This is a genomic window from Cupriavidus sp. LA-1 (genome assembly GCF_055385985.1).
In genome coordinates this window covers 2,142,416-2,166,822 of sequence record NZ_AP031388.1, presented here as the reverse complement: position 1 = coordinate 2,166,822, position 24,407 = coordinate 2,142,416, and the positions used below count along the sequence as shown (strand labels likewise).

20 protein-coding genes are annotated in these 24,407 nt (G+C 66.4%); 11 read left to right on the top strand and 9 right to left on the bottom strand.

The genetic code is table 11. The annotated features are described in order from the left end of the window. The first annotated feature begins 70 nt into the window (after window positions 1-70). Window positions 71-1,807 (top strand): SulP family inorganic anion transporter, encoded by a 1,737-nt coding sequence (locus tag ACZ5MJ_RS28935; protein WP_464224380.1) that lies wholly within the window; start codon window positions 71-73, stop codon window positions 1,805-1,807. Here ACZ5MJ_RS28935 and ACZ5MJ_RS28930 read toward each other — a convergent pair. Further along, window positions 1,782-2,225, bottom strand: a complete 444-nt coding sequence (locus ACZ5MJ_RS28930) for an EamA family transporter (RefSeq protein WP_464224378.1) — start codon at window positions 2,223-2,225, stop codon at window positions 1,782-1,784. The two genes, ACZ5MJ_RS28935 and ACZ5MJ_RS28930, sit on opposite strands and share 26 nt — an antisense overlap. Before the next feature lie 283 nt (window positions 2,226-2,508). On the opposite strand from ACZ5MJ_RS28930, the gene ACZ5MJ_RS28925 reads away from it, so the two are divergent. Beyond that, the gene (locus ACZ5MJ_RS28925; RefSeq protein ID WP_464224377.1) at window positions 2,509-2,802 is read left to right on the top strand and encodes a hypothetical protein; all 294 of its coding nucleotides are present in this window, start codon (window positions 2,509-2,511) and stop codon (window positions 2,800-2,802) included. Window positions 2,803-2,977: 175 nt separating this feature from the next. Then, window positions 2,978-3,286, top strand: a complete 309-nt coding sequence (locus ACZ5MJ_RS28920; protein WP_464224376.1) for a hypothetical protein — start codon at window positions 2,978-2,980, stop codon at window positions 3,284-3,286. A 5-nt stretch (window positions 3,287-3,291) separates the two neighbouring features. On the opposite strand, the gene ACZ5MJ_RS28915 is transcribed toward ACZ5MJ_RS28920, so the two are convergent. Further along, window positions 3,292-3,417: a hypothetical protein gene (locus ACZ5MJ_RS28915; RefSeq protein ID WP_464224375.1), complete on the bottom strand. Its 126-nt coding sequence runs from the start codon at window positions 3,415-3,417 to the stop codon at window positions 3,292-3,294. An 80-nt stretch (window positions 3,418-3,497) separates the two neighbouring features. Further along, window positions 3,498-4,820, bottom strand: a complete 1,323-nt coding sequence (locus ACZ5MJ_RS28910) for a cytochrome-c peroxidase (RefSeq protein ID WP_464224374.1) — start codon at window positions 4,818-4,820, stop codon at window positions 3,498-3,500. Between the two features lie 300 nt (window positions 4,821-5,120). On the opposite strand from ACZ5MJ_RS28910, the gene acpA reads away from it, so the two are divergent. After that, window positions 5,121-7,241, top strand: coding sequence for an acid phosphatase (gene acpA / locus ACZ5MJ_RS28905; RefSeq protein ID WP_464224373.1), 2,121 nt, complete (start codon window positions 5,121-5,123; stop codon window positions 7,239-7,241). Between the two features lie 105 nt (window positions 7,242-7,346). Here the strand turns inward: acpA and gdhA are convergent, their stop codons facing one another. The 5 genes from gdhA to ACZ5MJ_RS28880 form a co-directional block, all read right to left on the bottom strand. Next, window positions 7,347-8,690, bottom strand: a complete 1,344-nt coding sequence (gene gdhA / locus ACZ5MJ_RS28900) for an NADP-specific glutamate dehydrogenase (protein WP_464224372.1) — start codon at window positions 8,688-8,690, stop codon at window positions 7,347-7,349. Between the two features lie 290 nt (window positions 8,691-8,980). Beyond that, window positions 8,981-9,736 (bottom strand): DeoR/GlpR family DNA-binding transcription regulator, encoded by a 756-nt coding sequence (locus ACZ5MJ_RS28895; protein WP_464224371.1) that lies wholly within the window; start codon window positions 9,734-9,736, stop codon window positions 8,981-8,983. A gap of 106 nt (window positions 9,737-9,842) precedes the next feature. Next, window positions 9,843-11,306 (bottom strand): phosphonoacetaldehyde dehydrogenase, encoded by a 1,464-nt coding sequence (gene phnY / locus ACZ5MJ_RS28890; protein WP_464224370.1) that lies wholly within the window; start codon window positions 11,304-11,306, stop codon window positions 9,843-9,845. Window positions 11,307-11,338: 32 nt separating this feature from the next. Then, on the bottom strand, window positions 11,339-12,601 hold the full coding sequence (gene phnA / locus ACZ5MJ_RS28885; protein ID WP_464224369.1) for a phosphonoacetate hydrolase: 1,263 nt from the start codon (window positions 12,599-12,601) through the stop codon (window positions 11,339-11,341). A gap of 60 nt (window positions 12,602-12,661) precedes the next feature. Next, window positions 12,662-13,372, bottom strand: a complete 711-nt coding sequence (locus ACZ5MJ_RS28880) for a phosphonate utilization associated transcriptional regulator (RefSeq protein ID WP_464224368.1) — start codon at window positions 13,370-13,372, stop codon at window positions 12,662-12,664. Between the two features lie 264 nt (window positions 13,373-13,636). On the opposite strand from ACZ5MJ_RS28880, the gene ACZ5MJ_RS28875 reads away from it, so the two are divergent. The 5 genes from ACZ5MJ_RS28875 to ACZ5MJ_RS28855 all read left to right on the top strand — a co-directional run bounded on the left by ACZ5MJ_RS28875 (window position 13,637) and on the right by ACZ5MJ_RS28855 (window position 19,836). Then, a complete protein-coding gene (locus ACZ5MJ_RS28875) occupies window positions 13,637-14,671 on the top strand; it encodes a putative 2-aminoethylphosphonate ABC transporter substrate-binding protein (protein WP_464224367.1) in 1,035 nt (344 codons plus the stop codon). Window positions 14,672-14,765: 94 nt separating this feature from the next. Beyond that, on the top strand, window positions 14,766-15,914 hold the full coding sequence (locus ACZ5MJ_RS28870) for a putative 2-aminoethylphosphonate ABC transporter ATP-binding protein (RefSeq protein ID WP_464224366.1): 1,149 nt from the start codon (window positions 14,766-14,768) through the stop codon (window positions 15,912-15,914). Next, window positions 15,905-17,722 carry a putative 2-aminoethylphosphonate ABC transporter permease subunit gene (locus tag ACZ5MJ_RS28865; protein ID WP_464224365.1) on the top strand — a complete coding sequence of 606 codons (1,818 nt, stop codon included), beginning with the start codon at window positions 15,905-15,907 and terminating at the stop codon, window positions 17,720-17,722. The genes ACZ5MJ_RS28870 and ACZ5MJ_RS28865 overlap by 10 nt, the downstream gene beginning before the upstream one ends. Before the next feature lie 40 nt (window positions 17,723-17,762). Beyond that, window positions 17,763-18,896, top strand: coding sequence for a 2-aminoethylphosphonate--pyruvate transaminase (locus tag ACZ5MJ_RS28860; RefSeq protein WP_464224364.1), 1,134 nt, complete (start codon window positions 17,763-17,765; stop codon window positions 18,894-18,896). An 88-nt stretch (window positions 18,897-18,984) separates the two neighbouring features. Further along, on the top strand, window positions 18,985-19,836 hold the full coding sequence (locus ACZ5MJ_RS28855) for an EamA family transporter (protein WP_464224363.1): 852 nt from the start codon (window positions 18,985-18,987) through the stop codon (window positions 19,834-19,836). A 3-nt stretch (window positions 19,837-19,839) separates the two neighbouring features. On the opposite strand, the gene ACZ5MJ_RS28850 is transcribed toward ACZ5MJ_RS28855, so the two are convergent. Then, window positions 19,840-20,760, bottom strand: coding sequence for a LysR family transcriptional regulator (locus ACZ5MJ_RS28850; protein ID WP_464224362.1), 921 nt, complete (start codon window positions 20,758-20,760; stop codon window positions 19,840-19,842). Between the two features lie 122 nt (window positions 20,761-20,882). Here ACZ5MJ_RS28850 and ACZ5MJ_RS28845 point away from each other — a divergent pair, with 122 nt between their 5' ends. Both ACZ5MJ_RS28845 and ACZ5MJ_RS28840 read left to right on the top strand, forming a co-directional pair. Next, window positions 20,883-21,791 (top strand): sterol desaturase family protein, encoded by a 909-nt coding sequence (locus ACZ5MJ_RS28845; protein ID WP_464224361.1) that lies wholly within the window; start codon window positions 20,883-20,885, stop codon window positions 21,789-21,791. A gap of 110 nt (window positions 21,792-21,901) precedes the next feature. Further along, entirely contained in the window at window positions 21,902-24,397 is a 2,496-nt protein-coding gene (locus ACZ5MJ_RS28840) for a GcvT family protein (RefSeq protein WP_464224360.1), read from the top strand. Window positions 24,398-24,407: the final 10 nt, after the last annotated feature.

The window sequence follows — 24,407 nt, the reverse complement described above, 5'->3', positions numbered from 1 at the left end:
GGGATCACCGCCATCGTAGCCGCATTTCCCGGCCAGGCAAGCCATCGCTGAGCACATTCCCCACCCCGCCATGCTGCACCACGCCCTGACCCGCCTGATGCCCGGCGCCGCCGAGCTGCTGCACTACCGCCGCAGGGATTTCATGGTGGACCTGCAGGCCGGCGTATCGGTGGCCGCGGTCAGCCTGCCCATCAGCGTGGCCTATGCCCAGCTGGGCGGCTTCAGCCCGGTGGTCGGCCTGTACAGCGTGGTCCTGCCGATGCTGGCCTATGCGCTGTTCGGCTCGTCACGCCAGCTGATTGTCGGGCCCGACGCCGCCACCTGCGCGATGATCGCCGCCACGCTGTCGCCGCTGGCGCTGCCCGACAGCGAGGCCTACCGCGCGCTGTCGGTGACCCTGACGCTGCTGACCGGCGTCTTCTGCGTGCTGGCCGGCAAGTTCCGGCTGGGCTTCCTGGCCGATTTCCTGTCCCTGCCGATCCTTGCCGGCCTGCTCAACGGCGTGGCCATCAATATCGCCTTCAGCCAGATCGGCAAGATCACCGGACTGACGCTGGCGGGCCGCGACGTGATCGGCCAGGCGGAGTCGTTCCTCGTGCAGCTGGGCGCGATCCACTGGCCCACGGCGGCGCTGGGCGCGCTGACGCTGGCAGTCTACTTTGGCGCGCGCGCGTGGCAGCCGCGCGCGCCGGGCGCGATGTTCGCGCTGGCCTTCGCCACCTTTGTCAGCTGGATGCTGGGCCTGCAGGGCCTCGGCGTCCTGGTGGTGGGCCCGGTGCCGGCCGGGCTGCCGCGGCTGATCGCGCCGTCGATGCCGCACGAGCTGTTCGGCACGCTGGTACCGGCCGCGGCCGCGCTGGCACTGGTGTCGCTCAGCAGCGGCATGCTGACCAGCCGCAGCTTTGCCGCGCGCAATGGCTACGCCATCGACGCCAACCAGGAGTTCATCGGCATCGGCGCGGCCAGCATCGCCAGCGCGCTGAGCCAGGGCTTTGCCGTGAGCGGATCGAGCTCGCGCACCGCCATCAACGAGGCCGCCGGCGGGCGCACGCGCATGGTGTCGGTAGTGGGTGCGGTGACGGTGCTGCTGGTGCTGCTGTTCCTGACCGACCTGCTGGCGGCGCTGCCCACGGCCGCGCTGGGCGCGATCCTGATTGCCTCGGCGTTCAGCCTGTTCGACTTTGGCGGCCTGATGGCGCTGCGCCGCTACAGCCGCGCCGAACACGGCATTGCGCTGGTGACGGTGGCGGGCGTGGTGCTGCTGGGGGTGATGTCGGGCATCCTGCTGGCCGTGGCCATTGCGCTGCTGCGCTTCCTGGCGCAGATGGCCCGCCCCGGCGAGCAGCAACTGGGCTTGTGGCAAGGCCACGATGGTTTCTACGAACTGGCCCACTACCCCGAGGCCCAGCCCTTGCCGGGCCTGCTGATCTACCGCTTCGAATCGCCGCTGACGTTCTTCAACGCGGACTTCCTGCGCCAGCGCATCCTGGCGCTGACCGCGCTGCGAGAGGCGCGCTGGGTCGTCATCGATGCCATCTCCATCGCGCACGTCGACCTGACCGGCGCCACCATGATGCGCGACCTGCAGGCGCAGCTGTCGGCGCGGGGTACCCAACTGGCAATCGCCGGACGCACCGCGCAGCTGACCTCCTGGCTGGAGCGCCGCGGCGTGCCGCCGGCAAGCACCGGCATCCTGTTCTACCCGTCCAAGCAGGCCGCACTGCACGCCTACCTGGCACGGGAGCGCAACGGGCCGGCCCCCGACGGCGAGGCACCTGGCCCTAGCGCCGCAGACTCAGCACCATGACCCCGGCCGCCACCAGCCCAATGCCCAGCCACTCGCGCGGGGCGGGCCGCTCGCCCAGGAACAGCACCGCGAACACCGCCACCAGCACCAGGCTGAACTTGTCCACCGGTGCCACCTTCGAAGCATCGCCAATCTGCAACGCGCGGAAGTAGCACACCCAGGAAGCACCGGTCGCCAGCGCGGACAGGGTCAGGAAGATCCAGTTCCGCGGCGTGAACATGGCCGGGTTTCCCCACTTGCCCGTCACCGCCACGAACACCGCCAGCACTCCGGTGATGATGACCACGCGCACCAGCGTCGCCATATCCGGATCGATGCCGGCCAGGCCGACCTTGGCAAAGATCGCCGTGAAGGCGGCAAAGACAGCGGACATCAGCGCCCAGGCAAACCAGGCGGGCATGGCGGCAAAGGGGGTCATAGGCAAGCTCCGGCGGCAATCATTGAATTGCGAATCATAGCCGCGGGCCTGGCAAACGCGAAGATCCTCCGCGCGCTGAAGACATCTCGCCGTATGGAATCGGCAAAGGCTGCATGGATTTGCCGAAATGACCGCCTCTGCAAACCGGCTGGCATGGCTAACCTGCAGCTCATCGACGGCAATGAGAACGATTTTCATCTGAACGATGCGCCCGCGTGAGCTTGCCCGGAAGGCGCCCAGGGATCTCTGCAGTAGCCGCCGTCGACATCCAGGAGACGAACCAATGCAACACTTACGTAAAACTACTGTCGCGCTTGCGCTGGCTGGCGTGAGCTTCGGCGCGTGGGCCAAGGCAGTAACGTTTGAAGAAATCGAACGCGCGGATACGGTCTCAGGACGATACATCAATCATCTTTCAGCCACCGAAATGGATGCAACCGAAGGATCGGTTGCCAGTGACCGGACCACCATTTCACTAAGCGGCAACGCCAATGTCAGCGGTCGCGGCGGTGTACAGATAACGCTCGGCACGGTAGTGAAGCTGGACGCTATGCCAGAAAGGGAGCGTTTGCAGTGAGTAGTGACCCCCAATTTGAAGGAGAGCAACCGATGCAAGTCGTACCTGGAACACCCGCCGTTGTTGCGCTAGCGAGCCTGTGCAGTGGCGCCTGGCGGATCCGGAACGCCTGGCACGTAATACCCCGACCCTCGTGACTTACTCTCATGGCCGCACGCGCGAAACGGGATTCGCCATGGACTTCGAGATCACCGATCATCAAAGGCTCAAGGCCATCTATCTCTGCTTTGCCTATCTCTACCTCATCCCAAGACTCCTGCTGTTTCCGTTTGTCTATTGCAAGTACTACCTCAGGACCGCGCTCCTTGCGCTACCTTTGTTTGGGGCGAACTACTTTGTTCTCGCGAGCGCATTTCCAGGCGGATGGATATCAACCCTGTATGGCGCATTCATTGCGCCACTCATGTCCATATGGTTAAGCCTGCTCAACTTCAGATTTCAACAAGACAACCCGAACTACTATTACAGGGATGAGCTTGACTGATATGGTCAGACTATTGCCATGACGCCAGGCTTCCAGGTAAATCCGGTCATGCCATGGCGGGCGGCAAAGTCGGACAGGCGGCCACGCTCTTCATTCCTAAAGGCCATCACGGCCAGCTGCCAGGTGGTCATGCCTTGCGGGTAGTGCGGCACGCCGCCGGAATCGGACAGCGCGCTAACGTGACAGTCCCCCAATACAGCCGGAGCCCCAGTCAGCGCGCCGCCGACGCGCGATACCCGTCAGTCAGCGTGCTCAGGAACGCGACCACGTCGCGGATTTCGCCAGCCGTCAGCGCGGCCCGGCCGCCCGGACGGCCGCCGAAGGGCGGCTCCATATTGACGTTGCCGCGATAGCGCTCGGGCAGGTCGTCGAACTTGTCCACGCCGCCGTCCGGCTTGCGCGGATACCACTTGCCCGGGCGGGTGTCGCGTTCGGCGTAGAAGTGCATCACTTCGTCCAGCGAGTGGAGCACGCCGTTGTGGAAGAAGGCCTTGCGCGTCGCCACATTGCGCAGTGAGGGCGTACGGAACAGGCCGCAGTATGCTTCGTGCCTGCGCAGGTCGGTGCGGTCGGGGCCGCACAACCCCAGGTCGAAGAATGCAGGGTCGCCGTTGCCGGCCAGTTTGCGGTTGCGCGGCACGCCAAGCGCGATGAATCCGAAGTCACTGAACGCCGGAAACACGCCGTCGGCGCTGATTGCGCTGGGATGGCACGCGGCACAGTTTCCCTTGGCGGGATCGTTGAACAACTTCAGCCCGCGCGCCTCCTGCGGGCTGAGTTTCGCCTGTCCGCGCAGCACGGCATCGTACTTGCTGGTATAGGGGTAGAACTCAGCCGGCGTTTCCTGGAACACCTCCAGCACCATCAGCACGGCCTGGAAGGCCGTGTCGTCGCGGTCGAGAATGTCCGGCCCGAACACTTCGCGGAACGTCTGCGCGTGACGTCCCGCGCGCACGCGCGCCACCACGGCCGCCGGATCCTGGTTGGCCATCTCGTGCGCCGACAGCAGCGGAATGCGCGCCTGCTCATGGGTGGAGGACGCCCTGCCGTCCCAGTTGTGCCCCCCCGCGGGACCCTGGTCTTCGCTGTCGTTGCCGTCGTTCTCGTGGAAATGCTCGGTAAACGGCGGCACGTTCTGCACGTAGCGCAATGAAGGCGCGGCGCGCACGCCGGTGCGCCGCATGTCGGCGCCGCCCAGTTGCACGGACAGGTCGTTGGCTGGCCCGTAGGCATGCTCGGGGCTATGGCAGCTGGCGCAGGAAAGCTGCCCCGATGCGGACAACGACTGATCGAAGAACAGTGCCTTGCCCAGTGCGTTCATGGCCGGTACCGATGGCCTGCGCGTGGCGAGCATGGTGTAGAAGGCACCTGCAGAGGCCGGCACAGGCTGGCTCGCGGCTGCGGCCACCGTGGAAGCCTCAGCCGTGCCCTGCACGGCGTGCGCCTGCTCCCTGCCGCACGCCCCTAGCACCCCAACCGACAATATCAGCAACATCCCCGCGGCCGCGCGGCCGCACGCCTGCAACGAGGGCATCGGGGCTTTCAACAGCGACGGAATTGGCAGCATGACGGGAGGGAGGCGGAGCGAGCGGCAGCAGCAGAGCAGGCAAATGCGCGAGACCGGGGGCAGAAACACGACCCGGGCATCAGATGAGCGGCGAGCCTAGCAAGGATTCATGACAGTTCCGTGACGCACCCGGATTGCCGTCGCGCGATCCGGACCCTCATCTTTGGCCTTCATGCGAGCCACGCCGGTCATCAAGCTGAAACAGAGCGGCGCGAGACTCCCGCGGCATCTCAGAACAATGTCCCCAACCAACAAATAGGGATCGATATGAGCCAAGTATTCCGACCGTTGTCCCTGGCGGTGTTGACTGCCTTGGGCGTGACTGCCTGCGGAGGCAGCGACTCCGCGCCGTCCGCCAGCACTTCCGGTGTGGTCACCGGCAGCTATTTCGAACACGCCCGCGTCTGCCTGGATGCCAACAACAATGGCAAGTGCGACAGCGGCGAAGCCAGTGCCTTCACCAACGCGCAGGGCGCATTCACGCTGCCCGGCCTGGGCGCAGTGGTGGCAGAGATCGGCACGGACGCCTTCCGTAATGAAGACGGCGGCGTACGCAACGCCGTGACGCGCCCGCTGGTGTTCCGGGCCCCGGCAAGCGCCAACGGCATTGTCAGCGCCATTTCCACCGAACTGGTCGCGCTCATGGAAGGCAACGGCAGCAGCCTGGATGACGCCAGGTCCCAGGTGGCCGCCCGCCTCGGCGTGCCCGCCGAGAAGCTGCTGACCGACCACAACAAGGAAGGCGACAGCAAGGTCAAGGCCTCGCTGCAGGCCGAAATCGAGCAGGCCATCGACCTCATCGCTGACACGGTGGCCGACGGCGGCGATATCAACCAGGGCATGCGCGAACGCGTGGCCAAGCGCCTGGCGCTGCAAAAGATCAAGACCGTGGTCGTGATCTACGCCGAAAACCGCGGCTTTGACAACCTCTACGGCCTGTTCCCCGGCGCCAACGGCGTCCCGGGCGTGAACCCGGCCTCGACCGGCAAGGCCGAGCCGCAGAAGGACTTCGACGGCTCCACGCTTCCCGTGCTGCCACCTACCTGGGGCGGCCTGACCGCGGCCGGCCAGACCGTTACGCTGCCGCAGTCCAGCACCACGAACTGGGCCAACAAGCCGTTCCGCATCGACGACCCGGCCGGTGTCAACGGCACTGGCGTGGTGGTGTCGCAGTCGGTCATCACGCGTGACCTGGTGCATCGCTTCTATAACAACCAGATGCAGATCAATCGCGGCAAGAACGACAAGTACGCCGCCTACTCCGATGCCGGCGGCCTGTCGATGGGCTACTACGATGGCAGCGGCATGGCCATGTGGAAGATCGCCCAGCAGTACGTGCTGGCCGACAACTTCTACATGGGCGCGTTCGGCGGCTCGTTCCTGAACCACCAGTACCTGGTTTGCGCCTGCGCGCCGCAGTATCCCAACGCCGACACCTCGGTGGCCAAGGGCAAGATCTCCGCCATCGATGTGGACGCGGGCGGCAACTTCGTGCGCCTTACCCCGGGCACCAGCAACCCGTCATCGGTGCTCAACGGTGCGCCGACGTACCTGAATGACGGCGCGCTCACGCCCAAGGACGCCGCCGGCATGTTCTACGCGGTCAACACCATGCAGCCGGCTTACCAGCCGAGCGGCAACAAGCCCGCTACCACCGACACCACCAAGCTGTTCGCCGACCCGGCCAACAGCAGCACAATGCCGGTGCTGAGCCAGACCACCATCGCCGACCTGCTCGACGCGCGCGGCATCAGCTGGGCCTGGTACGCCGGCGCCTGGTCCAAGGTGGCGCAGGACCCGACCGGCATCTACAACAACACCACACCCAACTTCCAGCCGCACCACCAGCCGTTCAACTACTACGCGGCGTTCGATCCGGTCGCGCACGCGGATTACCGCAACGCGCACCTGAAGGACTATGACAGCCAGTTCCTGCAGGATGCCGCAGCCGGCAAGCTGCCCGCCGTGACGTTCTACAAGCCGCAGGGCAACCTGAACCAGCACGCCGGCTATGCCAGCGTGGCCGAAGGCGACGCCCATATTGCCAACGTCATTGCCCAGTTGCAGCAGAGCCCGCAATGGAAGGACATGCTGATCGTCGTCACCTACGACGAGAACGGCGGCTTCTACGACCATGCGGCAGTGCCCGCGGGCGATCGCTGGGGCCCGGGCACGCGGATCCCGGCGATCGTGGTATCGCCGTACGCAAAGAAGGGCTACGTCGACCACACCCAGTACGACACCGCCTCGGTGCTGCGTTTCATCACGCACCGCTTCGCGCTGCCGACCCTGCCGGGGCTGAAACTGCGCGACGCCTCGCTGGTGCTCAACAACGCCAAGCCGATGGGCGACCTGAGCAATGCGCTGACGTTCCCGGCGCAGCAGTAAGCGGGGGACACGCCGACAGGCCGCAATGCCTGAGGCGCAGAGCACAAGGGGCAGTCCCGCAAGGGCTGCCCCTTTTTTGCCGGCTGGCTGTCGTGACCCTGGGGGTCAGATCACGCCTTGCGCCAGCATGGCGTCGGCCACCTTGACGAAGCCGGCGATATTCGCGCCTTCCACATAGTTGATATAGCCGCCCGCCTTCTGCCCGTGGTGAATGCAGTTCTGGTGGATGTCCTTCATGATCGCGTGCAGCTTCTCGTCGACCTCGGCGTGGTGCCACGACAGGCGCATCGCGTTCTGGGACATTTCCAGGCCCGAGGTGGCCACGCCGCCGGCGTTGCTGGCCTTGCCCGGTGCGTACAGGATCTTCGCGTCGACAAAGCGGTCCACCGCTTCCAGCGTCGACGGCATGTTGGCGCCTTCGGCCACGCAGATCACGCCGTTGCCAAGCAGGGTCTCGGCGTCGTTGCCGTCCAGTTCGTTCTGCGTGGCGCAGGGCAGCGCCACGTCGGCGGGCACGTGCCACGGGGTGCGGCCGGCCTCGAAGGCCATGCCATGGCGCGCGGCAAAGTCGGACAGGCGGCCACGCTCTTCATTCTTGAAGGCCATCACTTCAGCCAGCTGCCCGGTGGTCATGCCCTGCGGGTAGTGCAGCACGCCGCCGGAATCGGACAGGGTCAGCACCCTGGCGCCCAGCTCGATGGCCTTCTCGGCCGCGTACTGGGCCACGTTGCCCGAGCCGGAGATCAGCACGCGCAGGCCGTCGAAGCCGCGCCCGCGCCGGTGCAGCATCTCCTGCGCGAAGTAGACCGTGCCGTAGCCGGTGGCTTCCGGGCGCATCAGGCTGCCGCCATAGGCCAGGCCCTTGCCGGTGAAGACGCAGGCGGACTGGTTCGACAGCTTCTTCATCATGCCGGCCATGAAGCCGACCTCACGCGCACCCACGCCGATATCGCCGGCCGGGATGTCGGTATCCGGGCCCAGGTGGCGGTACAGCTCGGTCACCAGCGCCTGGCAGAAGCGCATCACTTCGCCGTCGGACTTTCCCTTGGGATCGAAGTCCGAGCCGCCCTTGCCGCCGCCCATGGGCAGCGTGGTCAGCGCGTTCTTGAAGGTCTGCTCGAAGCCCAGGAATTTCAGCACCGACAGGTTCACGGTCGGGTGGAAGCGCATGCCGCCCTTGAACGGGCCGATGGCCGAACTGTGCTGCACGCGGAAGGCGCGGTTGACCTGCACCCGGTTCTGGTCGTCGGTCCAGGCCACGCGGAACTGGATCACGCGCTCGGGCTCCACCAGCCGCTCAAGCAGGGCCTGGTCGGCGTAGCGCGGATTGCGCTCGACGAACGGCCAGAGCGTCATCATCACTTCCTTCACGGCCTGGAGGAATTCAGGTTGATTGGGGTCGCGGCGGGCAACCCCCGCCAGGAATGCGTCAAGGGAAGGAGAATTCACGGATGTCTCTTGCTGTGCTGGAGTGGCTGGATCCGGCAGCCTTGCCGGCTTGATGCCGGTCTGCGGTGCCGTCTGGCGTTGCGCCGATGGAAGGTGAGTGGCCTCCGATTGTCTGCACATTCACGGCGGGCCGTGAATGTCCGACAACGCAGCACTTTAGCACCAGCGTGGGGCACGCGACAGTCAAAACACCTGTGACAGCGGTGTGAAAGGCGCATCTTCTTGCATGAGGCAGGGAATTCCGTGCGATCAGCGGACAGCGCCGTGTCCTTGGGGGCGGGCTCCCGGCTTCAGGCGATGAGCAGCCTGGTGCCCCGCTCCTTGAGTGCCGCGCCCAGCTCCGGCTCCGGCGCCATGTCGGTGATCAGCCAGGCAGCCAGCTCGGAATGCTTGATGGTGACCCCGGTATTGCGCCCGAACTTGGTGTGGTCGGCGACCACGCAGGCCATGTCGGCAGCCAGCAGCATGCGGCTGCGCAACTCCGCCGCGGCGCGCGAAAAATCGCACATCTCGCCGCGCGGCGTGACGCCGCCGATGCCGATAAAGGCAAAGTCGGTGTGGTAGCGCGACAGCTGCTCGATGGTGTCCCAGCCGTGCGTGGCGTCTTCGTTGTCCTGCAGCTCGCCACCCAGCACGATCACCCGGTTGCCGTTGCGCCGGCCCAGCAGCTGGGCGATGGCAAGGTCGTTGGTGTAGACCAGCAGGTTGTGATGCCCGTGCAGCGCCTGCGCGACCGCGTGGGTGGTGGTGCCGTAGTCCAGGATCAGCGAGGCGCCGTCGCGCACCAGCTCCGCCGCGCGCACGCCGATGGCGCGCTTGCCCTCGGCATTGACCGCCGCCCGGGTCTGGGTATCGGGCTCGGTGCGGTCCGAGGCCAGCGCGCCGCCGTGGGTCAGCACCAGCAGGCCGCGCGCGGCCAGCGCGTTGAGGTCGCGCCGGATGGTCTCGCGCGAGACGTCGAGCTCGGTCACCAGTTCGCTGATGGCGAGCGCGCCGGTGGCGGAGAGCTGGTCGAGGATGTATTTCTGCCGTTGTTCGGCGAGCACGGTGACTCCGGAATGGGGCGGGAATGTGCCCGTTGGGCGACGATTCTAGCGCAATGCAGGCAGAAGCCGGCACAGGGGCCGGCTTGCCTGGCACGCAATCCCCCGATCACCCCCAAGGCAACGTAATCGTCTTCAGGTTGGTAAAGCTCTTGGCCGCCTCCTGCACGCCCTCCTTGTACCCCAGCCCCGAATCCTTGATCCCCCCGAACGGCGTCAGCTCGATACGGTAGCCCGGCACTTCCCACAGGTTGACCGTGCCCACATGCAGCGAATTGGCGATCTTCGTGAAATCCTCGATGCGGTTGGTGCAGACGCCAGAGGACAGCCCGAACGCGGTGCCGTTGGAGATGCGGATGGCATCGTCCACGTCGCGGAAGGTGATGATCGGCGAAACCGGCCCGAAGGTTTCCTCGCGCACCACAGTCATCGACGGATCCACGCGGTCCAGCACCGTCGGCGAATAGCTGGCGCCGTTGCGCTGGTTACCTACCAGCAGCCGCGCGCCCTGCGCCACCGCCTCGTTGACGCGCGCCTCGAACAGCTGCGCGGCCTGCTCATCGATCACGGTGCCCATGTCGACGCCGCGGTCCATCGGGTCGCCGTACTTCCACGCGCGGGTCTTCTCCACCACCAGTTCGGTAAAGCGCGCGGCCACGGCTTCATGCACCAGCATGCGCTTGACCGCCGTGCAGCGCTGGCCCGAGTTCTTGTACGAGCCCTGCACCGCCAGGTCCGAGGCGCGGTCGAGGTCGGCGTCGTCCAGCACGATCAGCGGGTCGTTGCCGCCCAGCTCCAGCACCACGCGCTTGTAGCCGGCCTTGCTGGCGATGTACTTGCCGATCGCCACGCCGCCGGTAAAGGTCACCAGGTCCACCGCCGGGTGCGTGATCAGCTCGTCGGCGATCTCGCGCGGATCACCGGTGACCACCTGCAGCATCTGCGGCGGCAGGCCGGCTTCATACAGCAGGTCGGCCAGGTAGAACGCGGACAGCGGCACCTTCTCCGACGGCTTGAGCACCATGCGGTTGTTGGTGGCGATCGACGGCGCCACCTTGTGCGCCACCTGGTTCATCGGGTGGTTGAACGGCGTGATGGCGCAGATCACGCCCAGCAGCGGCTCGCGCTGGGTCATCACGCGGCGCTTCTTGCCGTGCGGGGTCAGGTCGCACGAGAACAGCTGGCCATCGTCGCGCAGCGCCTCGGTGGCGGCAAAGCCCAGCACGTCGGCAACGCGGCCGATCTCATACAGCGAATCCTTCTTGGACAGGCCGGATTCCAGCGTGATCAGGTCAGACGCCTCCTCGGTGCGCTCGCGCAGCAGCGCGGCGGCGCGGTTCAGGATGGCGGCGCGCTCGTAGCGCGTCAGCGTGGCGCGGTAGGCCTGGCCCACTTCGAAGGCGCGGCGCACGTCGTCCAGCGTGGCCTTGGGCACGGTGCCGACCAGCGTGCCGTCATAGGGGTTGCGCACTTCGATCACGCGCTCGCGCACGATCTTCTGGCCGTCGATGCGCAAGGCCTCGGCGCGGAAATGGGGGCTGACGGCGCCAGCGGGGAATTGGGGGGCGTTCATGAATTTCCTCCGGTCAATACAGCGCGATGCACTCAGTGCAGGTGGTTCAGCGCGACATCGAAGATGTCGAAATTGCGCAGCAGGGGCTTGCCGGGAATGCCGGCAGTGGCACGGTTGAACACCAGCGGCACGGTCTGCTCCGACACGCCGCCGTGCGAGCGCAGCGGCGCGTCCAGCCCGGACAGGTCGTGGCGGCTGCGGCTGGTGCCCAGCACCACGTGCTTGTCGCTGGTCACCACCAGGTCGCCGACGCGGTCAGCCGGCAGCTCGAAGCGCGCGCAGGCCTCGGCGTTGGTCAGCACGCTCTCCACGCCCTGCAGGTCGGACAGGCGGGCCCGGATCGCGGCCTGGTCGGCATCGTCAGGCAGATAGATGGTGGCGTAGGACCCGAGCGCGCCATGGTGGACCACGTAGGGGTCGGTGATCGGCAGGATCACGCGCGCGCCGCCGTCGTCCACGCCGCGGCCCAGCCAGGCGTCCAGGTGGTCCTGCAGGTAGATCACGTTAGGCGCCTTGGTGGCATCGTCGTGCTTGGCGTTCATACCGTGGTCGGCGGTCAGCGCGACCACGCAGCCCAGCTCGTCCAGCCGCGCCAGGTACTTGTCCATCATGGCGTAGAAGGCGTTGGCGCCGTCCGAGCCGGGTGCGAACTTGTGCTGGATATAGTCGGTGGTGGACAGGTACATCAGGTCCGGGCGGCGTGTTTCCATCAGGCGCACGCCGGCGGCGAAGACGAACTCAGACAGCTCGGCGCTGTACACGTCAGGCACCGGCATGCCGACCAGCTCCAGCACGCCGTCGATGCCGTTCTCCGCCAGCGTGGCCTGGTCGGCCTTCTCCGACGAGAAGCAGATGCCCTGCATGCCGTGGCCCAGCAGCCGGCGCAGCTTGTCCTTGGCGGTCACCACGGCGACGCTGGCCCCGGCGTCGGCAAACGCGGCCAGGATGGTGCCGGCGCGCAGGTACTTGGGGTCGTTCATCATCACTTCCTCGCCGCGCCCGCCGTTGGCGCTGCGGTCAAAGAAGTAGTTGCCGCAGATGCCGTGCACCGCCGGCGGCGCGCCGCAGACGATGGACAGGTTGTTGGGATTGGTGAAGGTCGGCACCACGCAGGCGCCGCGGAAGGCGGAGCCGGCTTCCAGCAGCCGCTTCAGGTAGGGGGCGCGGCCGCTGGCGGCGGCGGCTTCCAGGTAGTCGAACTCGCAGCCGTCGACGCAGACCACCACGACGGGCTGCTGCATCCAGCGATAGGTGCGCTGGTTGACGGTAATGGTGCGGGCGTTGGTGTCGGGCATGGTTGGGTTCCTGTGCGTAGGCACGATCGGGGTCGGTAGCTTCGGTGGCTTCGGTCGGATTCAGGCGGCAGCACCGTTGCCGGCGCTGGCGGGGTCCACGGCGGCATGCATGCGGGCGCGGCCGCGCTCGACGTGCTCGCGCATCAGGCGCGCGGCCAGTTCGCCGTCGCGCGCGGCAATCGCCGAGACGATGGCGCGATGCTCGCGGGTGGATTCGGGCATGGCAGCCTGGTTGCCGGACAGCGCCTCGCGGCGAAACAGCGTCAGCTCCTTGACCAGGCGCCGGTAGGTATCCAGCAGCTTGCGGTTGCCGGCCAGTTCGACCATGTGGTCGTGGAATGCCAGGTTCAGCCGCGTGTATTCGTCGACGTCGCGCGCCTGGCTGGCTGCGTCCAGCGCCTCGACCAGGGCGCGCAGTTCGCGCAGGCCTTCGGGCGTGATGCGCGCCGCCAGTTGCCGGCCGATGAATTCATCCAGCACGGCGCGCAGTTCATAGATCTCATCGGCTTCCTGCACCGAGATGGCCCGCACGAACACGCCGCGGTTCTTCTCGGTGCGCAGCAGGCCGGCCTGCTCCAGCGCCCGGAAGGCCTCCCGCACCGGTCCGCGCGAGACATTGAGCTGGCCCGCCACCTCGATCTCATTGAGCTTGGCGCCGGGAGGCAGGTCGCCCGACATGATCCTGAGCTCCAGTTCGCGCTGCACCAGGGTGGTCAGGGACTGGCTCTGCAGGATGGTGATTTCGCTCGCCAGCGGCACTTGGCGTGACATGGAGACTCCCGTTTGTGACGGATTAAGCAATATCGAAAATCCTTATTGCCATTAAAGCAAGTGGTTTGTATATTGTCAACAATCAAGACATCGGTGCGGCGCGGAGGGTGACTTACGGAGCGTATGAAACCGGGCATATGTCTTGCAAGTGTTGTAGCACAAGGGTTTTACGGTGATTCAATGTTGTGCAGCACGCCTCATCGTATTGCAACATATTCACCAAATCGACACATATCTACACCTACAATGCCAGAAGGAGTCCCCATGCAACCGTCCTTCACTACCACCCTGCGCACGGCCGCGGCCCTGCTTGCGCTAGCCGCCTCCAGTACGGCGCTGGCCCAGAAAACCACGCTCACCGTCTATACGGCGTGGGAGATCGAGACCCTCAAGCCTTACGCCGAGGGCTTCGCCAAGGTGGCGCCCGATATCGAACTGAAGTACGTGCGCGACTCCACCGGCGTCATCACCGCCAAGGCGCTGGCCGAAAAAGGCAACCCGCAGGCCGACGTGGTCGCCGGGCTGGCGGCGTCGAGCCTGGAAGTGCTCAAGCAGGAAGGCATGCTGACGCCTTACACCCCCAAGGGCTTCGAGAAACTGACGCGTGACTACAGCGACAAGGCCACGCCGCCGTCCTGGGTGGGACTGGACGTCTGGGGCGCCACCATCTGCTTCAACACCGTCGAAGCGAAGAAGCGCAACCTGCCGCGCCCCGAGACCTGGAAGGACCTGGCCAAACCCATCTACAAGGGCACCATCGTGATGCCCAACCCGGCCTCGTCCGGCACCGGCTTCCTGGACGTGACCGCCTGGCTGCAGCTCTACGGCGAGCAGGACGGCTGGAAGTACATGGACGGGCTGCACGAGAACATCGCCCAGTACACGCATTCGGGTTCCAAGCCATGCAAGCAGGCGGGCTCGGGTGAGTTCCCGATCGGCATCTCGTTCGAGCTGCGCGCGCACAAGACGCTGGCCTCGGGCGCGCCGATTGAAATGATCTTCCCCAAGGAGGGCCTGGGCTACGACATCGAGGCCGCCGGCATCGTCAAGGGCACCAGGAAGATGGAGGCCGCGCAGCGCTACATGGACTGGCTCGCCAGCAAGGAAGCCAACCAGCTGTATGCCAGGGACTGGGCCATCGTTGCCTATCCGGGCATAGCCAGGAAGGTCGAGACCATCCCCGCCAACTACGAGCAGATGCTGGTCAAGAACGACTTCAGCTACATCGCCAGGAACCGCGAGCGCGTGCTGACCGAATGGCAGAAGCGCTATGCCAGCAAGTCGGAGAAGCAGCCCTGAGCGCCTGAGCGCCGTCCTGTACCGGCGCCCTCGCCCCGCCCTGGGGCAAAGGGCCGCCGGATCCCCCAACAGAACACACCAGGCCCCCAACACCATGCAGACCTCCACATCCACGGCCGAGACCTATCTCAGCCTGAAGGGCATCCACAAGCGCTTCGGCGGCAACGGCGGCAAAAGCGGTGGCGCCTTCGTGGCACTCCACCATATCGACCTGGACGTGCGCCAGGGCGAGCTGCTGTGCTTCCTGGGCCCGTCGGGCTGTGGCAAGACCACGCTGCTGCGCATCATCGCCGGCCTGGAATCGCAGAGCGCCGGCACCATCCACCAGGGCGGCCGCGACATCTCCACGCTGCCGCCGATGGAGCGCGACTACGGCATCGTGTTCCAGTCCTATGCGCTGTTCCCCAACCTGACGGTGGCGGACAACGTGGCCTACGGCCTGGTCAACCGCCGCATGCCGCGCGACCAGCGCCGCGCCCGCGTGGACGAGTTGCTGGCGCTGGTGGGGCTGCCCGACCGCGGCAACCAGTACCCGGCGCAGCTCTCGGGCGGCCAGCAGCAGCGCGTGGCGATTGCGCGCGCGCTGGCCACCTCGCCCGGCCTGCTGTTGCTGGACGAACCGCTGTCCGCGCTCGATGCCCGCGTGCGGGTGCGCCTGCGCAGCGAGATCCGCGCGCTGCAGCAGCGGCTGAACATCACCACCATCCTGGTCACGCACGACCAGGAAGAGGCCCTGTCGATGGCCGACCGCATCGTGGTGATGAACCAGGGCGCGATCGAGCAGGTGGGCACGCCGGCGCAGATTTACCAGCGCCCGGCCACGCCGTTCGCGGCGGATTTCGTCGGCAAGACCAATATGCTGGGCGCGCGCGTCTGCGGCGACGGCGAACTACAGCTGGGCGGCGTGCGCATGCGCTGCGCCGCGCCCCCGGGCTGTTGCGCCGACGAAGACGTGCAGGTGTTCTTCCGCCCGGAAGACGTGTGCGTGCGCGGGATCGAACAGCATGGCCCCAACGTGCTGGAGGCCACCGTGGACAAGATCGAGTTCCTCGGCGCGTTCTCGCGGCTGACACTGCGCCTGCCTGACGCGGCCGCCGGTGCGCCGGGGGGTGCCCAGGGGGGTGCCCTTTATGCCGACCTCTCCCTCAATGACCTGCACGAGCTGCGCCCGCACACCGGCGACCTGCTGCGCCTGGCCATTCCCGCTGACCGTATCCGCATCTTCCGCCACGCATGCGCATGAGCCTCACTGCGGCGCCGGCCAATACGTCTGCCACCATGCCGGCCACCGACACCCTCCCCGCCACCGCCGCCACCAGCGCGCCGGCAGGGCCTGCCAACCCTGGCGCCCAGCCCCGGCCGCCGGCCCTGGTCGCTACCTCGGTGCGCGCGCACTGGACCGACCGCCTCGCCCACGTGCTGCTGGCGCTGGCCGCGCTGGCGCTTGCCTGTTTCGTGCTGGCGCCGATCGTGATGATCCTGGCCAAGAGCGTGCAGAACCGCGACGGCAGCCTGGCCGGCATCGCGCACTTCCGTGCCTACTTTGAATCGCCCGCGCTGCTGCAGTCGGTGTGGAACAGCCTGTGGGTCTCCGCCCTGGCCACCTGCATCACGGTGCCGCTGGCGTTCAGCTTTGCCTATGCGCTGACGCGCAGCCGCATCGCCTGCAAGGGCTTGTTGCGCAACCTGGCGCTGATCCCGCTGCTGGCGCCGTCGCTGCTGGCCGCGATCTCCTTCATCTTCTGGTTCGGCAACCAGGGGCTGTTCAAGCCCTGGATGGGCAGCACGCAGATCTACGGGCCGCTGGGCATCGTGGCCTCGCTGGTGTTCGCCACCTTCCCGCATGCGCTGATGATCCTGATCACGGCGCTGTCGCTGACCGACGCTCGGCTGTATGAGGCGGCCGATGCGCTGGGCACCTCGACCGTGCGCAAGTTCCTCACCATCACCGTGCCGGGCGCGCGCTACGGCCTGGTCAGCGCGGCCATGGTGGTGTTCACCTATGCGATCTCGGACTTTGGCATCCCCAAGGTGATTGGCGGCAACTTCGGCATGCTGGCCACCGACATCTACAAGCTGGTGATCGGCATGCAGGACTTCTCGCAGGGCGCGGTGGTGTCGCTGATGCTGCTGGTGCCGGTGGCGGTCACCTACTACATCGACGCGCGCGTGCAGCGCCGCCAGATGGCGCTGATGTCGGCGCGCTCGGTGCCCTACGTGCCGCGCCGCAGCCGCCGTTTCGACCTGGCCATGGCGGTGTTCTGCTGGCTGATGGCGGCGCTGATGCTGGCGGTGATGGGCATGGCGATCTACGCATCCTTCGTCAAGCTGTGGCCGTACAACTTCTCGCTGTCGCTGAACCACTACCGGGTGGGGCTGGTCGAGGGCGGCGTGGTCGATTCCTACCTGAACAGCCTGCGCATGGCCGGCCTGGCCGCGCTGATCGGCCCGGTGTTCATTTTCGCCACCGCCTACCTGCTGGAGAAGACCCGCGGCCTGGACTGGCTGCGCAGCTTCGTGCGGCTGATGGCGGTGCTGCCGATGGGCGTGCCGGGGCTGGTGCTGGGCCTGGGCTACATCTTCTTCTTCGTGCCGCAGGCCAACCCGATGCACGGGCTGTACCAGACGCTGGGCATCCTGGTGCTGGTGACCATCGTCCACTATTACGCGTCCTGCCACCTGACCGCCGTGACCGCGCTCAAGCAACTCGACAGCGAGTTCGAGGCCGTGTCCGCGTCGCTGAAGGTGCCGTTCTACAAGACCTTCCTCAAGGTCACGGTGCCGGCCTGCCTGCCCGCCATCCTGGAGATCTCGCGCTACCTGTTCATCAACGCGATGACGACGGTCTCGGCGGTGGTGTTCCTGTACGGCGCCGACACCAAGCTGGCCTCGGTCGAGATCGTCAACCTGGATGAATCCGGCGACATCGGCCCCGCGGCGGCCATGGCGACCCTGGTGGTGCTGACTTCGGCCTTCGCCTGCCTGCTCTATTACCTGCTGCAACGCGTGCTCGACCGCAAGACCCAGGCCTGGCGCCAGGGCAACGACTGACCTTCCCTTGTATCCACTCCTTCCCAATCAGGAGCTCTCCATGATTCGCGGCAACGACCCGATCCTTCTGACCCCCGGCCCCCTGACCACCTCGCTCGCCACCAAGCAGGCCATGCTGCGCGACTGGGGGTCGTGGGACGCCGCCTTCAACGCCATCACGCGCAGCCTGTGCGACGACCTGGTGGGCATCGTCCACGGCGAAGGCACCCATGTGTGCGTGCCGATGCAAGGCAGCGGCACCTTCTCGGTGGAAGCCGCCATTGCCAACGTGGTGCCGCGCGACGGCAAGGTGCTGGTGCCGCAGAACGGTGCCTACTGCCAGCGCATCCTCAAGATCTGCAAGGTGCTGGGCCGTGCCAGCGTGGAACTGCCGATTCCCGAAGACCAGCCCGCCACCGCCGCGCTGATCGAAGAAGCCATCCGGCGCGATCCGTCGATCACGCACGTGGCCCAGGTGCATTGCGAAACCGGCGCGGGCGTGCTCAACCCGCTGCAGGACATCGCCATGCTGTGCCAGCGGCTGGGCAAGGGGCTGATCGTCGATGCGATGAGCTCGTTCGGCGCGATCGAGATCGATGCGCGCACGATGCCGTTCGATGCGCTGGTGGCCGCCACCGGCAAGTGCATCGAGGGCGTGCCGGGCATGGGTTTCGTGCTGGTGAAGAAGGATGTGCTGGAAGCCAGCCAGGGCAACAGCCACTCGCTGGCGCTGGACCTGTACGACCAGTACGTCTATATGCAGAAGACCACGCAGTGGCGCTTCACGCCACCCACGCACGTGGTGGCGGCCTTCCGCACCGCGCTCGACCAGTTCCTGGAGGAAGGCGGCCAGCCGGTGCGCGGCGCGCGCTACCGCAAGAACTGCGACACACTGGTGCAGGGCATGGCCGCGCTCGGCTTCCGCACCTTCCTGCCCGCGGCGGTGCAGGCGCCGATCATCGTCACCTTCCACGCGCCGGCCGACGCGCGCTATGACTTCAAGAGCTTCTATGCCAGGGTGCGCGAGCGCGGCTACATCCTGTATCCGGGCAAGCTGACGCAGATGGAAACCTTCCGCGTCGGGTGCATTGGCGCGATCGATGACAACGAGATGCGCAACGTGGTGACAGCGATCGGCGAGGTGCTGCGCGAGATGGGGATCACGATGCAGGCGCCACTGGCGCAAGCGGCGTAAGCAACCGTCACCCAACGCCCGCGGCAGGCTCCCCTCTCCCGCAAGCGGGAGAGGGGAGCAAACCCTCGGTTCGCAAACCTGGTCCTTCATGTCCCTCCCCCCCGATTTTCACGGCCTGGCCTTTGCCGCCGTGATGTTGTCCGCGCTGATGCACGCGTCGTGGAATGCCATCGTCAAGATCGGCGGCGACCGCCTCTCATCGATGGCGCTGATCGACACCTTCTGCCTGCTGGCGGCGTTGCCCTTCCTGTTCCTGGTGCCCTTGCCCGCGCCGCAGGTGTGGCCCTTCCTGCTGGCCACCGTGGCGCTGGAGGTCGGCTACAAGCTGTCGCTGGTGGCCGCCTACAACCGCGGCGACTTCAGCCAGGCCTATCCACTGATGCGCGGCTCGGCGCCGATGATGGTGGCCATCCTGCTGTTGCTGACCGGCAGCGAGCGGCTGGGGCCCGGCGGCTATGCCGGCATCGCGCTGATCTGCTGCGGGCTGGTCAGCCTGGTGCGCTGGCGCCGGCAATCGCCCGACCTGCTCGGCTTTGCGCTGCTGGCCGGCGCCTGCCTGGCGGGCGGCACCGTCATCGACGGCACCGCGGTCAAGCGCTATGGCGAGGTCTTCACCTATATCGTCTGGCTGCAGGCGATGTCGCATGTGTTCATGCCCGGCTACGCCTTCAGCCGCCGCGGCTCCGCGCTGCTGGCACTGTTGCGCACGGAATGGAAGCGCGCGTGGATCGGCGGCATCAACCGGGTGGGATCCTATGCGCTGATGCTGTGGGCCATGACCATGGCGCCCGTGACCAAGCTGGCGGCACTGCGCGAGTCCAGCGTGATCTTTGCCGCGCTGCTCGGGCACTTCCTGCTGCGCGAGCCGTTTGACCGGCGCCGGCTGATTGCCACGGCGCTGGTGCTGGCGGGCATTGTGACGCTGCAGATGGCACGCTAAGCGTCATTCACCCGTGGTGATGTTCACTTCGGCTGCTACCCGCGTGAAGCAGGCGATGGCATTCTGCGCCATCGGCGACGGCGTCCTGTTGCGCAGGCTCGCCACCCCCATTTCGGAGTACAGCGAGGGCAGTCCGCGGATTTGCAGCGGCAGCAGCGCGCCTGACTCAACATCGTCCTGCATCGATGCCTGCGTCGCGGCAAGCACCGTGTCGGTGGACAACGCCACGCGCCGGAGCACGGCAATGTCATCGCATTCCAGCGCAAGGGTGGCGTCCTGGCCCGCAGGCAAACCAAGCATCCTTGCCAGCGCAGCGCGCACCGGGCGTGGCAGCTTCGTCGCCGCGACGCCGTATGCCCAGGCGTCCTTCAATGCGTATTGACGTCCGGTAAGCGGGTGCCCGGCGCGGACGTAGAGGTCGCCGCGCTGCCTTCCCAGGGGACGGATATCCAGCGCCGCGTCGTCGGGCAGGTCACGCACATCCGCAACGAAGAACTCGATGTCCTCCGCGCGCAGGCGTTCCAGCAACTGCTGCCAGTTGCTCTCCTCCACGCGCAAGGCAACTTGCGGATGCAGTCGCCGCAGTTCGGTCAGCACCTGCGGCAACAGGGTCGCGGCCGGGAAGGGCCCGATGCCGAATGCCGTGTCGCCCAACTGGCTGTCGCGATAGAGATCGACATCGCGCTGCAGGCAGCGTGCATCGAACAGCAGCCGCCGCGCCCGCGCGATCACGAATTCGCCGGCCGGGGTTGGCCGCACATCTCCGACGTCGCGATCGAACAGGCGGATGCCAAGGTCGCCTTCGATGGCCTGGATGCTGCGGCTGAACGCTGGCTGGCTAAGGTGAACGCGCTCCGCCGCCCGCGCGAAATGCAACGTATCGGCAAGCGCCAGGACGTGGCTGAGGCGGCGGAGGTCCATCATCTCAATGCTCATGACGCATTAGAACATTGCAGAGTATGCATTGGACGCATCGACACGGCAAGCCTACAGTCATCCGGACACTGGCGTCGTACAGACCATAAAGCAAGATCGGAGACACCCAAATGAGTCCGCACCTGCAGAACATATTGATCGTGACAATCATGCTTGGCTTTGCCGGGCTGGAGATCGTCACACGGCGCTACAAAAACAGCGTTCACGCCACACAGGACGACACCCGGCTGGAACTGGCCATGTTCCTGAGCTTGCTGGCGGTCGTGCAGCCGCTGCTGGTGCTCGCCACGAACGCGCTCTGCACCTGGCTGATGCCGGAGCAGCGCGGCGCCTGGGCGGACCTGCCGTGGTGGGCGATGGCCGCGATCCTGCTGGTTTGCGATGACATGACCCAGTACTGGTGGCATCGCATATCGCATAGCCCGTTGCTGTGGCCATTGCACCGTGCGCACCACACCGCGCAATACATGAGCATCCGCATCACGTACCGCAACAACTTCTTCTATTACCTGATGATGCCGGGTCTCTGGTGCGCGGGTGTGATGCTGTACCTCGGCTTTGCCAAGGTCTACGGCATCTACTTCCTCATCAAGATCGCCGTGATTCTCGGAGCGCATAGCGCATGGCGCTGGGACGAGCCCTTGTACAGGATCCGTGCGCTGCGCCCGCTGATGTGGCTGCTGGAACGGACCATCTCGACGCCTGCCACGCACTGGGCCCATCACGCACTGACGAACGAGGACGGCATCGGGCACTACAAGGGCAACTTCGGCAATCTCCTGTTTTTCTGGGACATCCTGTTCGGCACCGCTTACATTACGCGCAAGTACCCGGCCAGGGTCGGCCTGCAGGACGACCTGATCTTTGGCCAGGAGCGCTGGTTCATCCAGATGTTCTACCCGCTGTTCCAGTCGCGCCGCGAACATTCCGCGCTGCGCTTCGGCGGGCGCGCCTATGCCGAAGAGGAATCGAGCTCCGATGCGCTGCCGCAGGCCACCGAACCGCGGAGGTCGGCGTAAATGACCGCGCACTGACAGAGCTCTTGCTCTGTTGCAATTTGTGTTGTTATTTGGCATTTTGTGGAATAAGATCCAGCCACACGCTGATCACTCATTCCCAAGGTGCCTACATGCCCCAACCCCTGCCCTCCCACTCCCGCGTCGTCATCATCGGCGGCGGCATCATCGGCTGCAGCGTGGCTTATCACCTGACCAGGCTGGGCTGGAACGACGTGGTGCTGCTTGAGCAAGGGCAGCTTTCATGCGGCACGACGTGGCACGCGGCCGGGCTGGTCGGGCAGCTGCGCTCGCAGGAAAGCATGACCAGGCTGATCCGCTACTCCACGCAGCTGTACAGCGAACTGGAGGCGGAAACGGGCCTTGGCACCGGCTGGAAGCAATGCGGCTCGCTCTCGGTCGCGCGCACCGCCGAGCGCATGACGCAGCTGCGCCGCACCGCGGCGGTGGCGCGGGCCTATGGCGTGGATTGCGAGGTGATCTCGCCCGCCCAGGCTGGCGAGCTGTGGCCGGTGATGCATACCGACGACCTGCTCGGCGCGGTCTGGCTGCCCGGCGACGGCAAGGCCAACCCGACCGACCTGACCCAGGCGCTGGCGCGCGGCGCGCGCAGCCGCGGCGCCGTCATCGCGCAGGATACGAAGATCACCGCGATCCATACCCGCGATGGCCGCGCCACCGGCGTCAGCTGGCGCAACAAGGCCGGCGACGAAGGCCGCATCGAGGCAGAGATCGTGGTCAACTGTGCCGGCCAGTGGGCCCGCAAGGTCGGCCAGATGTGCGGCGTGACCGTGCCGCTGCACTCGGCCGAGCATTACTACATCGTCACCGAGCGCATTGCCGGCGTGCACCCGGATTTGCCGGTGATGCGCGACCCGGACGGCTTCATCTACTTCAAGGAAGAAGTCGGCGGGCTGGTGATGGGCGGCTTCGAGCCCAATGCCAAGCCGTGGGGCATGCAGGGCATTCCGGAGCCGTTCGAGTTCCAGTTGCTGCCCGATGACTGGGACCAGTTCGAGATCCTGATGGAAAACGCGCTGATCCGCGTTCCGGCACTGGAGTCGGCGCAGATCAGGCAGTTCTACAACGGGCCGGAGTCGTTCACGCCGGACAACAACTTCATCCTGGGCGAGGCGCCCGAGCTGCGCAACTTCTACGTGGGCGCGGGCTTCAACTCGATGGGCATCGCCTCCGCCGGCGGTGCGGGCATGGCGCTGGCCGAATGGATTGTCGCGGGCGAGCCGACCATGGACCTGTGGCCGGTTGATATCCGACGCTTTGCCGGCTTCAACGGCAACGAAAGCTGGCTGCACGACCGCGTCAAGGAAACGCTGGGCCTGCACTACGCGATGCCCTGGCCGAACCGGGAACTGGATACGGCGCGGCCGTTCCGCCGCTCGCCGCTCTATGCCCACCTGCGCGCCGCCGGCGCCAACTTCGGCAGCAAGATGGGCTGGGAACGGCCAAACTTCTTCGCACCGGCCGGCGAGTCGCCCGAGATCCGCTACGCCTTCGGGCAGCAGAACTGGCTGCCGTGGAGCGGCGCGGAACACCGCGCCTGCCGCGAAGCGGTGGCGCTGTTCGATATGAGTTCGTTCTCCAAGTACCTCGTCAAGGGGGCCGATGCCGAGGCCGTGCTGCAATACGTGATGAGCAACGACGTGGCCGTGCCGCCGGGGCAGACCGTGTACACCGCCATGCTCAACGACCGCGGCACCTATGAATCCGACCTGACCGTGACGCGGCTGGCGCACGACCAGTACCTGCTGGTGACCGGCTCGGCGCAGACCACGCGCGACTTCAACTACATCGAGCGCCTGATTCCCGCCGACAAGCGCTGCGCGATTGTCGATGTCACGGGCCAGTACGCCGTGCTGGCTGTGATGGGCCCGCGCTCGCGCGAGCTGTTGCAGAGCGTATCGCGCGCCGACTTCTCCAACGAGGCGTTCCCGTTCGGCACCTCGAAAGAGATCGATCTCGGCTATGCCACGGTGCGCGCGACGCGCCTGACCTATGTGGGCGAACTGGGCTGGGAACTGTATGTCCCGGTGGAATTCGCCGTGGGCGTGCATGACACCCTGCACGAGGCCGGACAACGCTTCGGGCTGGTCAACGCCGGCTACTACGCCATCGAATCGCTGCGCATCGAGAAGGGATACCGCGCCTGGAGCCGCGAACTGACCACCGATATCCATCCGTTCGAGGCCGGGCTGTCGTTTGCCTGCAAGCTGAACACGGACATCCCGTTCCGCGGGCGCGAAGCGCTGCTGAAGCTGCGCGCGGCCGGCGGCGCCGCGCAGGTGCGCCGGCGCGTTGCCGTGGTCACGCTGGACGGCGCGAGCAAGGCCATGCTCTGGGGCGGCGAAGCGATCCTGCGCACCGCCCAGGACGGCAGCGTGCGCCCGGCCGGCTTCGTCACGTCCGCCGCGTTCGGCCATACCCTCGGCTGTCCGGTCGGCATGGGGCTGCTGGCACGCGCCGATGGTCCGGCCGACGCGGCATGGATCGAGGGCGGCAAGTATCACGTGGACCTGGCCGGCGAACTGCTGCCCGCGCGCATCCACCTGCGCGCGCCATACGATCCGGCCAGCGAGCGGACCAAGGCCTGACCTTCATCGA

Bases quoted from the DNA above. Each gene is read 5' to 3' on its own strand.
- ACZ5MJ_RS28935 (WP_464224380.1), top strand. From the start codon at position 71: ATGCTGCACCACGCCCTGACCCGCCTGATGCCCGGCGCCGCCGAGCTG.
- ACZ5MJ_RS28930 (WP_464224378.1), bottom strand. From the start codon at position 2,225: ATGACCCCCTTTGCCGCCATGCCCGCCTGGTTTGCCTGGGCGCTGATG.
- ACZ5MJ_RS28925 (WP_464224377.1), top strand. From the start codon at position 2,509: ATGCAACACTTACGTAAAACTACTGTCGCGCTTGCGCTGGCTGGCGTG.
- ACZ5MJ_RS28920 (WP_464224376.1), top strand. From the start codon at position 2,978: ATGGACTTCGAGATCACCGATCATCAAAGGCTCAAGGCCATCTATCTC.
- ACZ5MJ_RS28915 (WP_464224375.1), bottom strand. From the start codon at position 3,417: ATGACCACCTGGCAGCTGGCCGTGATGGCCTTTAGGAATGAAGAGCGT.
- ACZ5MJ_RS28910 (WP_464224374.1), bottom strand. From the start codon at position 4,820: ATGCCCTCGTTGCAGGCGTGCGGCCGCGCGGCCGCGGGGATGTTGCTG.
- acpA (WP_464224373.1), top strand. From the start codon at position 5,121: ATGAGCCAAGTATTCCGACCGTTGTCCCTGGCGGTGTTGACTGCCTTG.
- phnY (WP_464224370.1), bottom strand. From the start codon at position 11,306: ATGAACGCCCCCCAATTCCCCGCTGGCGCCGTCAGCCCCCATTTCCGC.
- phnA (WP_464224369.1), bottom strand. From the start codon at position 12,601: ATGCCCGACACCAACGCCCGCACCATTACCGTCAACCAGCGCACCTAT.
- ACZ5MJ_RS28880 (WP_464224368.1), bottom strand. From the start codon at position 13,372: ATGTCACGCCAAGTGCCGCTGGCGAGCGAAATCACCATCCTGCAGAGC.
- ACZ5MJ_RS28875 (WP_464224367.1), top strand. From the start codon at position 13,637: ATGCAACCGTCCTTCACTACCACCCTGCGCACGGCCGCGGCCCTGCTT.
- ACZ5MJ_RS28870 (WP_464224366.1), top strand. From the start codon at position 14,766: ATGCAGACCTCCACATCCACGGCCGAGACCTATCTCAGCCTGAAGGGC.
- ACZ5MJ_RS28865 (WP_464224365.1), top strand. From the start codon at position 15,905: ATGCGCATGAGCCTCACTGCGGCGCCGGCCAATACGTCTGCCACCATG.
- ACZ5MJ_RS28860 (WP_464224364.1), top strand. From the start codon at position 17,763: ATGATTCGCGGCAACGACCCGATCCTTCTGACCCCCGGCCCCCTGACC.
- ACZ5MJ_RS28855 (WP_464224363.1), top strand. From the start codon at position 18,985: ATGTCCCTCCCCCCCGATTTTCACGGCCTGGCCTTTGCCGCCGTGATG.
- ACZ5MJ_RS28850 (WP_464224362.1), bottom strand. From the start codon at position 20,760: ATGATGGACCTCCGCCGCCTCAGCCACGTCCTGGCGCTTGCCGATACG.
- ACZ5MJ_RS28845 (WP_464224361.1), top strand. From the start codon at position 20,883: ATGAGTCCGCACCTGCAGAACATATTGATCGTGACAATCATGCTTGGC.
- ACZ5MJ_RS28840 (WP_464224360.1), top strand. From the start codon at position 21,902: ATGCCCCAACCCCTGCCCTCCCACTCCCGCGTCGTCATCATCGGCGGC.